The sequence below is a fragment of the Nocardia mangyaensis genome (assembly GCF_001886715.1).
In the GTDB taxonomy this organism is placed as follows: Bacteria; Actinomycetota; Actinomycetes; order Mycobacteriales; family Mycobacteriaceae; genus Nocardia; species Nocardia mangyaensis.
Genome location: NZ_CP018082.1, coordinates 5,988,769 through 6,001,256 on the forward strand (window position 1 = coordinate 5,988,769; position 12,488 = coordinate 6,001,256).

General features: G+C 66.4%; 9 protein-coding genes. 4 read left to right on the forward strand and 5 right to left on the reverse strand.

Going from position 1 to position 12,488, the window contains the following annotated elements:
- Positions 1-4: 4 nt before the first annotated feature.
- Positions 5-1,030, reverse strand: a complete 1,026-nt coding sequence (locus BOX37_RS27235) for a conjugal transfer protein (protein ID WP_240505068.1) — start codon at positions 1,028-1,030, stop codon at positions 5-7.
- 65 nt (positions 1,031-1,095) lie between these two features.
- Positions 1,096-2,238 carry a GAF domain-containing protein gene (locus BOX37_RS27240; protein WP_071930130.1) on the reverse strand — a complete coding sequence of 381 codons (1,143 nt, stop codon included), beginning with the start codon at positions 2,236-2,238 and terminating at the stop codon, positions 1,096-1,098.
- Between the two features lie 564 nt (positions 2,239-2,802).
- Between BOX37_RS27240 and BOX37_RS27245 the strand changes: the two genes are divergently transcribed.
- Entirely contained in the window at positions 2,803-7,749 is a 4,947-nt protein-coding gene (locus tag BOX37_RS27245; protein ID WP_084760180.1) for an NAD-glutamate dehydrogenase, read from the forward strand.
- Positions 7,750-7,807: 58 nt separating this feature from the next.
- Here BOX37_RS27245 and BOX37_RS34370 read toward each other — a convergent pair whose 3' ends face one another.
- Positions 7,808-8,278, reverse strand: coding sequence for a hypothetical protein (locus BOX37_RS34370; RefSeq protein ID WP_156910571.1), 471 nt, complete (start codon positions 8,276-8,278; stop codon positions 7,808-7,810).
- Positions 8,279-8,504: 226 nt separating this feature from the next.
- Here BOX37_RS34370 and BOX37_RS27255 point away from each other — a divergent pair, with 226 nt between their 5' ends.
- A complete protein-coding gene (locus BOX37_RS27255; RefSeq protein WP_071930132.1) occupies positions 8,505-9,215 on the forward strand; it encodes a MerR family transcriptional regulator in 711 nt (236 codons plus the stop codon).
- 155 nt (positions 9,216-9,370) lie between these two features.
- On the opposite strand, the gene BOX37_RS27260 is transcribed toward BOX37_RS27255, so the two are convergent.
- Positions 9,371-10,531, reverse strand: coding sequence for a phage tail tip lysozyme (locus tag BOX37_RS27260; protein WP_071930133.1), 1,161 nt, complete (start codon positions 10,529-10,531; stop codon positions 9,371-9,373).
- Entirely contained in the window at positions 10,522-10,758 is a 237-nt protein-coding gene (locus tag BOX37_RS27265) for a hypothetical protein (RefSeq protein ID WP_071930134.1), read from the reverse strand. Before BOX37_RS27265 ends, BOX37_RS27260 begins: the two co-directional genes overlap by 10 nt.
- A gap of 367 nt (positions 10,759-11,125) precedes the next feature.
- Between BOX37_RS27265 and BOX37_RS35575 the strand changes: the two genes are divergently transcribed.
- Positions 11,126-12,112 (forward strand): potassium transporter TrkG, encoded by a 987-nt coding sequence (locus tag BOX37_RS35575; protein ID WP_071930135.1) that lies wholly within the window; start codon positions 11,126-11,128, stop codon positions 12,110-12,112.
- Positions 12,105-12,386, forward strand: a complete 282-nt coding sequence (locus BOX37_RS35580; RefSeq protein WP_240505070.1) for a TrkA C-terminal domain-containing protein — start codon at positions 12,105-12,107, stop codon at positions 12,384-12,386. Before BOX37_RS35575 ends, BOX37_RS35580 begins: the two co-directional genes overlap by 8 nt.
- Positions 12,387-12,488: the final 102 nt, after the last annotated feature.

Sequence of the window (12,488 nt, forward strand, 5' to 3'; positions counted from 1 at the left end):
CCCGTTAGTTCTGCGTCGCCGGCGGCACTGTCACCGAGGGCGAGGACGATGTCGTCGGTGCCGCGCTCTGTTCCCGAACCGCGGTCGCGTCGCCGGAGACGACGGCGATCGGATCCGGCAGTGCCGGTATGGAATCGATGGTCTGCACCTGCCACTGTTCCTCGACGCGCACCATCGTCAGCGGATAGTCCAGCGGCGCCAGCGTGTCTGCGCCGACCACCGGGGTCACGGTCGCCAGCACCTGCGCACGCGATCCACCGGCTCCACAGCTGGAGTCCTCGGCCGACACCGAGACCGACTCGAACCCGGTGAACGGCGCGGGCCGCAGAGCGGCGATACCGGAATCGTGGCTGGTGTATCGGGTCACGTCGCCTGAGCCGGTGAGAAAGGCGTCGAGGAAGCCGACAGCGACATCGGCCACCGGCGATTCGGCACCGCAGGGCGCGGAGTAGGTCGAGAGCAGATCCTGTCCCTTGGCGGGTGGCGCAACCAGCCAGGGACGCGAAAGCGCCCGCAGACGACCGTGATTCACGGCGACGCCCACCCGGTAGTACTGCGGCATCGACCGTGCGGATGCCTGCTTCGCGCCGGTGGCGTTCGGTGTGTTCCCGGGGCGGACCGACACCGTCACCGACCAGATTTCGATGGGCGTGCCCGCCCTGGTCCGCCGGACCGACACTACGGCGGGATCGGCGACCTGCCGAGCGGTTGGCGGCAGCCCGATCGAGTTACCACCACCGAGGAAATCGGCGATTCGATCCTGATCCCCAGCGGTGGCGCCAAGATAGGCGACCACGAATTCCTGCGCGAACGAACCGGCCAGCGCAGCATTCCCCACGATCGACACCGTCGTATCGTCCGACGGGCCGGGCGGCGCTTCGGAAAACCAGCTCAGGACAGCATGCCCGCCGCCGAGTATCGCGAGCCCGGCCAGCACAGTGAAGATCAGATTGTCGCGACGGCGTCGGGCAACCATGCGCCGCAACAGCGCATCCCCCGAATCCACCCGCGCGTTCACCGCTTTCCTCACCTGTCAAAGCGTAGTGAGGACACCGGGTCCCTCCCCGCGACGCTGTTCCCAGGAATGGGGAACCGCTACGACGCGCGGTCGAGGCGGCCCCGCCCGGAGATATGGCGACGCAATTGTTCGTCGTACCCGAGCGGTTCGGGCAGCCGGCAGGGGCCCGGCCGGTTCGATTCCGCTTCACCGCAATCATCGGCCAGGCGTAGCTCACCGATCACGAGCTGGCTGCGCGAAAAGCCGGGGTAGGGATAGAGCCGCAACCACGTCGGAAGATAACAACCGGAATAGCCAAGCATTCGCACGGTCACGTCTGCGGTTTCCCCCGCCCGGATGCTGTCGCACACGGTGACCAGTCGATCGCGATCATCGGGATGGAAAACATCAACGGGGCGATACAGATACTCCCACCGCACCCAGGAGGCAGGATCGGTCAGCCAGTGCGAGATCGAGGTGTGCTCGAGTTGGATGACGGCGAGATGGGTTCCGGCACGCCGGTGCGCCTCCCGCAGACCGACCTGTTCCAGTGTGGGCCAGGCCGGGGGCGCCGGCTGCTCGCTGATGTCCTCGATCAACAGCCACGCACCTCGCTCCCGGGAACGAGCCGCGACCCGCCACCGGCCCAAGGGTCCGGCCGCCCGGCCCGCCCGTGGTGCCACGGCCACGTCGAATTGGAGCTTGTCGCCAGGGCCCGGGTCGTACAGGAGGTCGAGCACCTCGCCGTGACGGTCGAACACGGCGGCCCGGTGAAAGAGTTCGGCAATGGACATGGTCGGCACGTGCTCGTCGGCGGAAACGCCACGCAGGGCGCTCATCGCCATGGGCTGGTGGACGGTCTGGTCGTCGAGATCCCACACCGCACCCACCGCCGAGGGCGGCGGGGTAACCGCACCCGCGGGACCAATCCACAATTGGACAGCGTGCACTCCACCGGTGGGGCCGAGTACCGGTCGCGCCCGGACCAGATGCAAGCCGGCCGAAGTCGGCAACTCCCGATCCATCCCCGTCCCCTGCTGCCGGACAGCCTCGACGATATCGACGACTCCGCGGGTGGTGATGCTGTCGTACACGGCCGGAGTCCTGGTGAGCACGCGCTGCAACACCCGGCGCAGACTCGCGAACGCCCGCGGTTCGCCACCCACGGTCGCGACCGACATGGTGCGGGGCGCCAATGTCTCCACCGTGACCCACGGGATTGCCCGACCTGATTCCCTCATCGGTTCCTTAGCTGCCTTCTTGCCTGACATCAGTACCGCACCGCATGCCACCAGCGGATGCGCAAGCCGTTCGGTAGCACAGGAAACGAACTTACCTGATGGCCCGATGTCCAGCGGCGCGTCATAAGGGACAGTTACCCAGCCGAAACGTGCCGCGCCGTCGCCGACGCTCGGCGCCCGCTGCCACCACGGGTCGCCAGGTGTCGAGCCCGTGGTTCCGGGAGCAACAGCTCAGCGAGCCAACATGTTCCCGGCTTCGCCGAGTTCTTGCGGCTACCACGGCAAATGAGACGTCATGGTCCGAACGTGGACCACCCTGACGGTTCCGGGAGCGGAGAGGAGGCATTGGCACCGAGCAATCATGCAGAAGGCCTCCGCATCATCAACGATGCCGCACACAACATCCAGGACGCGAGACATGGGACTCCTTGCCGTCAGCAGAGACACGGGTGTAGCTTATCTTATTGTACCGTTACATAGCGGTACATCACTCAAGTAGCATCCTATCGACAACTAGTCAGGAGCTCACACCGTGTCGAGCCATCGGGAAGGCGTGCGTTGACCATGCGGCCCACGCAACACCGATCAACCACTACTCCGACCTCCAATACCGATCCACGCGCGCGCACCGAGATCGCCGACGTCCTCCGGGATGATCCGACATCATTGCAGATGGCGTACTTCCGCCAAGTGCGTTCCGGCGCCGCGTTATTGAGTTCCGACGAGTCCGAACACATCTTCCGCCGACACGTTGCCCTTGCCACCACCCGAGCCGACGGAACCGCTACCACCCGCGTGTATCACCCGGCCGAACCGAACGGCATCGGTCCGGCCGTTCAGGTCGTCAATACGGATATGCCGCTGCTGGTCGAGTCGCTGGTCTCTACCCTGCGCCGGCTCGGCGCCACCGTCACCCACGTCATCCATCCGATCTTCGACGTGGTCCGCGACCCGGACGGGCGGCTGGTCTCGCTGGCGCTGCACGACGGCGACAGCGCCGCCGCGTACCCCGACAGCGGAACGATCCGGGAGTCGTGGATACACATCCAGTTGGGCGCCGCGACCGAGAACACTGTCCTCGCGACGATCGGGGCAGCCCTCCCGCCCCTGCTCATCGACCTGCGCCACATCGCGGACAGCGCTGTAGCCATGCAACGCAGGCAGTCCCATCTCGCCGATCAGGTCTATTCGGCCGCCCCGCCGTACAGCAGGGCCGACCCGGCGGAGGCGAGCGAATGCGCGCGGCTGTTGCGCTGGCTCGCCGACGACCGATTCGTCCTGCTGGGATACGCCCGGTACACGATCGCCGCGGAGGCGGACCCTGCCGATCCCACCGCCATGCGCCCGGTGCCGGACACCGGGCTCGGGCTACTGCGGGCGGGATCCGCGACCGCCATCGGCATCCCGGAACCCGCGGCGGATCGCGGCCTGCTACGTCTGGCACGCGGTTCCGCCGAATCCGCGGCCCCGGGCTGGATCGATCCCTATCTCGTCGGAATCGCCGAGTACGACTCCGACGGCCAGGTAGTGGGCGAGCAGCTGTTCGTCGGCACCTTCACCGTCACCGCCCTGCACGAGAACATCCTGGACATTCCCGTGATCGAACACCGGGTCCGTCAGGTCCTCGAATGGGCCGGGTTCGAACTGAACTCGTTCTCCGGTCGCTCGATGCTGGAGGTGATGCAATCCTTCCCACGGGTCGAACTGTTCTCCTCGGACACCCGGCGACTGTTCGACACCACGTCCGCGGTGCTCACTCTCGGTCAGCGGCGTCAGGTGCGCCTGTTCCTGCGACATGATCCGCGGAACAAGACGGTCTCGTGCCTGGTCTATCTACCGACGGACCGATACAACACCGCTGTGCGGCTGCGGATGCAGCACATCCTGCTGGCCGCTTTCGACGGTGAACACATCGCCTACTCCGCGCGCGCCACCGAATCCGAGCTCGCCAACATCTATTTCACCGTCCACCGCAGGAAGCCCGCCGGGCCGGCCGACCTCTCCGAGGCACGGCGCCAGCACCTGCAGGACCTGCTCTACGCCACCACCCACACCTGGGCCGACCGACTGGTGGCCGAGGCCGCGACCACAGCGGCGGTGAACTCCACGACGGCGAAACGCTACGCCGACAGCTTCCCCGACGGTTACAAGGAGAGCTTCACCCCGAGTCACGCGCTGGCCGATGTACAGCGCCTCGAGCAGCTCGGCGACGACGCGATCGACATGCACCTGTCCCGAGCCGCCGATGCCGCGGTCGGCGACTGGCAGTTCACGCTCTACGTCAGCGGGGCGAGCGTCTCCCTGAGCCGAGTGCTGCCGATCCTGCGCAGTCTCGGCGTCGAGGTGCACGACGAACAGCCCTACCCGATCGAGCTGCCGGATGCCCGACCTCGCTGGATATACCGGTTCAACCTGCGCGCACCACGAGACCTCCTCGACACCGCCCTCGACGGCGCGATCGACGCCGCACTCACCACGGCCGAGGCCCCTCCCGCGGTGGTCTCCGATGTCCAGCGACGGTTCTCCGAGGCTTTCGCGGCCATGTGGTACGGGCGCGCCGACACCGATGGACTGAACGAACTGGTGCTTCGCTCCGGGCTGCACTGGTACGAAGTGACCGTGCTACGCGCCTACGCGGCATACCTGCGCCAGGCGGGGTTCGCCTACAGCCAGAGCAACATCACGCGGGTCCTGTTGCAGCAGCCCGGCGCGGCGCGGGCCTTCGTTGAGCTCTTCGGTGCGTACTTCGATCCCGATCGCAGCGACCCGGCCAGGGTGGGTTCGATCGAGTCCGAGTTACGGGCTCTGATCGACGCTGTCACCAGCCTGGACGCCGATCGCGTCCTGCGTGCGTTCCTCGGCCTGATCGGCGCCACGCTGCGAACGAACTACTACATGACCGGATCACCGGCCATCGAACAGTCGCGGACGCCGGTGTCGCGGGAGTATCTCGCCATCAAGTTCGCCCCGCAACAGATCGATGAACTGCCGAAACCGAAGCCGCAGTATGAGATCTACGTGTACTCGCCCCGGGTCGAGGGGGTGCACCTGCGGTTCGGTGCGGTCGCCCGCGGCGGCCTGCGCTGGTCGGATCGTCGGGAGGACTTCCGCACCGAAATACTCGGTCTCGCCAAAGCACAGGCGGTCAAGAACGCGGTCATCGTCCCGGTGGGGGCGAAAGGCGGCTTCGTCGTGAAGAATCCGCCCGCCACGACCGGTGATCCGGCCGCGGATCGGCAGGCACTACGCGACGAAGGAGTGGCCTGCTACCGCACCTTCATCTCCGGTCTACTCGACCTCACCGACAATATCGACAACCGCACCGGCGCGGTCCTCGCGCCCGGTCGGGTGATTCGCCGCGACAGCGACGACACCTATCTCGTGGTGGCCGCCGACAAGGGGACCGCGACGTTCTCCGACATCGCCAACGACGTCGCGCGCCGATACGACTTCTGGCTCGGCGACGCCTTCGCCTCCGGCGGATCGGTCGGCTACGACCACAAGGCCATGGGCATCACCGCGAAGGGCGCCTGGGAGAGCGTGAAGCGCCACTTCCGGGAGTTCGACATCGATGTCGGGACCGAACCGTTCACCGTCGCGGGCATCGGCGACATGAGCGGTGACGTGTTCGGCAACGGCATGCTGCTCTCCGAGCACATCCGGCTGGTCGCCGCCTTCGATCACCGGCACATCTTCCTCGACCCCGACCCCGACGCGGCACGCTCGTTCGCCGAGCGCAAGCGCATGTTCGCGCTGCCCCGCTCGTCCTGGGCCGACTACGATGCCGAACTGATCAGCCCGGGTGGCGGGGTATGGGATCGCACCGCCAAGCGAATCCCGATCAGCCCACAGGCGCGTACCGCACTCGGCCTGGACGATGCCGTCACCGAGCTGTCGCCACCGGAGGTGGTGCGCGCGATCCTGCTCGCCCCGGTCGACCTGCTGTGGAACGGCGGCATCGGCACGTACATCAAGTCCAGCGACGAGACCGACGCCGAAGTCGGCGACAAGTCCAACGACCTCGTGCGGGTGAACGGAAACCAGTTGCGGGCGAAGGTGATCGGCGAAGGGGGCAACCTGGGCGCCACCGCGCTGGGCCGAATCGAGTTCAGCCGGTCCGGCGGCAAGATCAACACCGATGCCCTCGACAATTCCGCCGGCGTCGACTGCTCCGATCACGAAGTCAACATCAAGATCCTGCTGGACCGAGTGGTCGCCACCGGCGAACTCGACGCAGGCGAACGTGATCGGCTGCTCGCCTCGATGACCGAGGAGGTCTCCGATCTCGTCCTGGGCGACAACATCGCGCAGAACTTCCTGATGGGACTGTCGCGCTCGGACGCCGCACAGACGCTGGACCTGCACCAGCGCACGATCCAGGCACTCGAGACCGGCCACGGCCTCGACCGCGACCTCGAAGCCCTGCCCGCGGACACCGAACTGACCCGGCGCGGCAGCGAGGGGCGCGGCCTGACCTCGCCCGAACTGGCGACGCTGATGGCCCAGGTGAAGCTCGCCATCAAGGCCGACCTACTGGCCGGAACGCTCCCGGACGATCCCGTCTTCGCCGAACGCCTGCACGCCTACTTCCCCACACCGCTACGGAAACGCTTCGGCGCGGCCATCGATGGGCATCCGCTGCGCAGGCAGATCGTGGCCACCGTCCTGGCCAACGAGGTCGTCGACTTCGGCGGAATCACCTACGCGTTCCGGCAGTCCGAGGAGGGGGGCGCCGACACCGCCGACGCGGTGCGGGCCTTCGGTGCCACGGTACAGATCTTCGATCTGCACGAGCTGTGGGACCGCATCCGGTCAGCCGAGATGCCGACCGCCGCCCGTGATGCGCTGGAGCTGGAAACCAAGCGGACGTTGGACCGCGCCTCCCGATGGCTGCTGGGCAATCGGCCGCAACCACTCGACATCACCGCGGAGGTCGACCGGTACGCGTCGGGCGTGCGCGCACTCGCGCCAACGGTGCCTGATCGACTCGGCGACGACCACCGTGCCGATCTCGCCACGCGCTCCCGCATCGCGATCGATCTCGGTGCGCCCGCGGCGCTGGCCGACGAGGTCTGCCGACTGATCTATCTCTTCCCGCTTCTCGACGTCGTCGACATCGCGGAGATCACCCATCGAGACGGTGCCGAAGTGGCCGAAATCCATTACGTTCTCGATGATCACCTGGGGATCGAGCAGCTCCTCAATGCGGTGCGACGTCTGGAGCGGGGCGGACGCTGGTCCTCGCTGGCCCGGCTCGCTGTCTCCGACGACACCTACGCGGCGTTGCGGTCGCTGACCATCAGCGTGCTCGACATCACGGGCCCGGACGAGTCGGCAGCGGAGAAGATCACCTACTGGGAATCGACGCACCGCTCCAGGATCGCCAGGGCGCGGTCCATGCTGGACGAGATCCACACCGGACGTGGCCACGATCTGGCGACGCTGTCGGTGGCCGCCCGGCAGATCAGGAGCATGGCCAGCGGGCCGGCCGAGTTCGAGCGCCGGACCTGACCCGCGCGCCGGTGCTGCACCCTGGTCGGGGATGCGGCACCGGCGCACCGGATCCTGGCTACTCGGGATCCGAACTGCGAATCATGTTGCGGCCCAGAATGATCTGGCGTTGGATCGCAGCCGCGGGTTCCCGTCGAGTCGTTCCCGACGCCGCCCGTGACGGCGCCTCCGAGGAACCCCCGGCGCAGACTGCACGGGTACGAACGATTCTGGTGGGTCGTTGCCGATCGACCGGCGTGGTGCGGTGCCGGTCCAGATTCTGGACGACCTTGCCGGAGTTGTCGTAGCCGACGCCGGCCCAGATCATGGCCCGTGGCCCCTCACCGGATTCGGCCAACGTGGATGCCGTCCGCTGACACTCGACGAACAGCGGACACTCCCGACAAGCCGCGACCGCCTGCCGCCAGGCATCCGGTGTTCCGGTGTCCAGATCCCAGTCGTCGGGACGCTCTGCGCACGGTGGCCGCGGCATCGATTTGCCCGCCGCGCGGCCGGCTCGGTCCAGTGAACGGTTCTGCGTAACAGTCATAGCAAGTCTCCGGGTACGCCGGGCAGCATCGGGCGATGCTGCCCCGTAGCGCGCGGGTAAGCGCAGGGTTGTCCATCAGGGCTGCTCCACAGTCCCCGGAAACCAGCTGCAGATGAGCTGTCCCTGGAGGGTAGCCCCGCGCTGGACCATCAAGCAACCCCTAGCGTCCCGCTATTTAGCGGCACGTTATCTAGTGTACCTCTATGCAATGTGGTTTCCTTGTCTTATGACGACGGAGTCCGAATTCACGATCGATGCACTGGCACGCGCCGCACACACCACCGTGCGAAGCGTGCGCGTCTACCATGAGCGCGGCCTGCTGCCGGCCCCACAGATCCGCGGCCGGATCGGCTACTACCGACCCGAACATCTGGTCCGATTGCAGACCATCAGTCAGCTGCTGCGTAAGGGCATGAAAATGACCGGTATCAAAGAGCTCCTCGACGCCTGGGATCGCGGCGAGGGACTCGATGAGGTCCTGCAAGTACGAGGCACAGCGGCCACGAACGGCGTCACCGACCGCCGGTCCACCGACAGCGGCGCCCAGCTGACCGACGCCCTGCAACAACTGCTGTCGCCCAGCGGACCCGAACCGGGCACCACCCCACTACGGGTCACCCACCCCAAGCTGTACGCACTGGCCGCTCGGCTGATCGGCACCGGACTACCCGCAGACGAGGTCCTCAGACCGCTCATTCGCCTGCATGCCGACTGCAGCCGGGTCGCCACCCGGCAAGCCGAGATCATCCACCGGCTCACCGAGCCTCAGCCCACACAGTCCGACGGCACCGAGAAGGACCGTTCGGAACAGGCGCCCAACAGCGCCGAGCAACTGACGTCCGCGGCCATCGAAGAACTGATCACCCGATCGCTGCGGGAGCTCCCGCCCGGCGAAGAACGCCCCGATCGCGGCACACTCGACATGGACGGTCGCTGAGTCGCTGACGCCGGCCCGAGCCCGCAGGTGGGGTGCAGGCAGGGCCGGCAGTAGAAACGGGCGAATTGGATATCGGTGGCTCAGGAGCTGACCGCCGAGGAGCCGACCAGCGCCAACCAGCTCAGGCCGAGCCCATACGATCACCTACCGGCGGATCACACGGAAATAGTGCTCGTCATGGAACTCGCGATATTGTTCGCATTCGCGATGCGCTTCCCACGCGCCAGTCCATCACTGCGCTCATAGTATTGGTCGAATACCGCGGCGGCCTCACCCGGTGTCCGCGCATTCTGTAGATGTGCGTTTGCGGTCTTTTCGTAGTGCTGGAGCTCATACGAGATGAAATCGATCTGGATGCGCCAGTCGTACTCCGACCCGCCGCGCTCGGCGGCGAACCGCCGGAGCCCTAGACGCTCCCCGTCGTCCCCGCTGCCGTCCAGTCGATCGCCTCGCCACTGCGCCAAACCCAGAGATCCTTCAGCCGCATACCAGGCACCAGTGTCAAAGGTCGATTCCTGCTGGAGATTACCCAAGATGCCCGCCGCTTGCGCCGGAGTGAATCCGTTGTCGAGCAGACGCTGATACATTTCATCGACCCTGGCACGTTGCCCTTCGGAAATTTCCTCGGCGTTCGCCGTCTGCAGGTAGTCGCCACCGCCGAAATCACCTGCAGCGGGGGGATATCCACTGTGACCACCTGCCGGAGGTAGGTACCCGCCGGTGTTCATCACCGGCGAGGGGGACCCGTAAGACGGTGCCGAATCGTTGATACGCCCGGCCTCCGCAACGACCCCGCTCGAGGCCGCCGTGATGGTGTCGTAGACGGCACTCACGGTCTGCAGAATGGCAGCCAGGAGTCGGGATTCGACCACCGCCGACAACCGGTTCTCCCCCGCGGCGGGCCCAGCGACGGCGAGCGTCGATTCGAGTCCGTCGACCTCGCGATCGATGTCCGACATCGCCGCGCTGGTCGTGGTGGACGTCGCGTAGGCCGAGGTGTCCACATCCTTGTTCTGCCTGCGCAATTGCGCCACGATCTCGTCGATCTCGTCCTGGCGCGACGCATAATCGTCCACCATGGCCGACTGATTGTCGGAATCCTCGATCAGCCCTCGCTCCTCGAACTCTTCCACCAGATCCAGCGCCTGGCCCCCCGCGCCGGATCCGAAGAGGTCGACCGAGGTCTGGATGGCCTGCTCAGCGGCGTCGATCACCGAATCCAAGCCGGCGGACGAACCGGCCGGATGGGGCAGATCGACAGTCCAGCCCCGGAAATGCGCCACCGGCCCGTCCTGGCCGGTGAGGGTCACCACCATACCGGCACCCGACTCCCGGATTCGGACGTGCCCTTGGCCGGCCCACGCGCGATCAACAGCATGTTCAGCTCCTCGATCGACTCGTAGGCTTCGTCGATACCGTTCCCGGCACCGCTCCTGCCGTTCGAGTATCGCGCCTCCCCGATGATGGGAAGTGCCGCGGCAGTGCGGATCCGCAGATCGCGCGGGTAGCACCCGAAGCCCTCGCCACCGAGATCGCCGGCCATCCGCCGACACCGGGACCAGCAACAGCGCACGCGAACGGCCGGAGCCGGCCCGTGACCGACAAGAACGCCGACACCGTAGGTTTCAGCTGCCGCCGCCTCTCGGCGGCAGAGTCCACCCGTCGCAGTAGGTGCGGGAACCACAGATAGGCTGCGTCGCGGGCTGACCGCACCTGGCTGGCCAGGTACAACCGAGGAGGCCGCGTGAACCCGAGATTGGATCCAACGATGCCCTCGACACGCTGACCCGATGGGGCGTACGGCATTACCGGTGATCCGGCGTGCTCGTCGCCCGCCGGATGGGATTGCGCATGCAACTCATCGCACAGGCCGAGACCAAGACCCTGCGGCTGGGTGAGACCAAGCGAGCGTGATCGGCGTCATCACGATGAGCCTGGTGATCGAGGCGATCGTGGCCGCGGTGCTGACCGCACGGCGATTGGTGTCCACCACCGATTCCTTCGGCTCCGCCCTGTACTGGGGGGTCTTCCACGCCATCTCGGCCTACAACAACGCCGGATTGGGACTTCATTCCGACAGTCTGGTCAGCTACGCCACCGACGCCTGGATCATCGTGCCGATCATGATCGCGTTCACCCTCGGCGGCATCGGCTTCCCCGTGGTGTTCGAGGTGTCGCGAGCAATCCGTTCACGCATGCGCCGTGCCCGGATTCCCGGATGGTCACTGCACACCAAGATCACCGTCACGACCTATGCCGGCCTGCTCACGGTCGGTGTCGTGCTGGTGACGGCGCTGGAATGGACCAACCCGCAGACGCTGGGTCCACTGGGATTGCCCGGAAAACTCCTGGCCGGGTTCTTCCAGGGTGCGACACCGCGCACAGCCGGATTCAACGCCGCGGACGTGGGCGCGCTGCATCCGACCACCCTGCTGGTCACCGACGCGCTGATGTTCATCGGTGGCGGTAGCGCGGGTACGGCCGGTGGAATCAAGGTGACGACCTTCGCGTTGCTGGCGTTCGTGGTCTACGCCGAGGTGCGTGGCCAGCCGACTGTCCATGTGATGGGTCGGCGACTCGCGGCCACCGTGCAGCGACAGGCGATCACGGTCGCGCTGCTGAGCGTCGGGGTGGTTCTCGTCTCGACCACGATCCTGCTGCGGGTGTCGCATCTACCACTCGATGACGTGCTGTTCGAGGTGACCTCGACCTTCGGCACCGTAGGCTTGTCCACCGGAATCACCGCCGACCTGGAGGCGAGCATTCTCACCACCTCCCTGCTCGTCGACTTCGAGATCCCCCGGAATCTGGGCAAAGGCCATCAGCCGCCAGCACGGCCGCATTCTCGAACGAATCGGCGCACATCACGTGGTGCTGCCGGAATTCGACATGGGTGAGCGCATCGCACACCTGGTGACCGGGCGCATGCTCGACTACATCGAATTCGACGACAATTACGCGATGGTCCGCACCACCGCGCCGCGTGCGGTGATCGGCATGACCCTCACCGGCAGTGGGCTGCGAGAGAATTTCGATGTCACCGTCGTCGCCATCAAACGACGCGGCGGCGAGTTCAGCTACGCCACACCGGAAACCGTTGTGGTCAACAGTGACCAGCTCATCGCCTCCGGCAGCATCGACTGCGTCGAGTCCTTCGCCGACCTCGTGTGACGCGAGGCTACTGGCCGACGAGGAACGGCCAGTCGGCACGCATCGTCAGCGGTGAGCGTTCGACGTTCTCGATCCAGACCGCGACACCCCCGGACACCACTA

Bases quoted from the DNA above. Each gene is read 5' to 3' on its own strand.
- BOX37_RS27240 (WP_071930130.1), bottom strand. From the start codon at position 2,238: ATGAGGGAATCAGGTCGGGCAATCCCGTGGGTCACGGTGGAGACATTG.
- BOX37_RS27245 (WP_084760180.1), top strand. From the start codon at position 2,803: ATGCGGCCCACGCAACACCGATCAACCACTACTCCGACCTCCAATACC.
- BOX37_RS34370 (WP_156910571.1), bottom strand. From the start codon at position 8,278: ATGACTGTTACGCAGAACCGTTCACTGGACCGAGCCGGCCGCGCGGCG.
- BOX37_RS27255 (WP_071930132.1), top strand. From the start codon at position 8,505: ATGACGACGGAGTCCGAATTCACGATCGATGCACTGGCACGCGCCGCA.
- BOX37_RS27260 (WP_071930133.1), bottom strand. From the start codon at position 10,531: ATGGTGGTGACCCTCACCGGCCAGGACGGGCCGGTGGCGCATTTCCGG.
- BOX37_RS27265 (WP_071930134.1), bottom strand. From the start codon at position 10,758: ATGGCCGGCGATCTCGGTGGCGAGGGCTTCGGGTGCTACCCGCGCGAT.
- BOX37_RS35580 (WP_240505070.1), top strand. From the start codon at position 12,105: ATGGGTGAGCGCATCGCACACCTGGTGACCGGGCGCATGCTCGACTAC.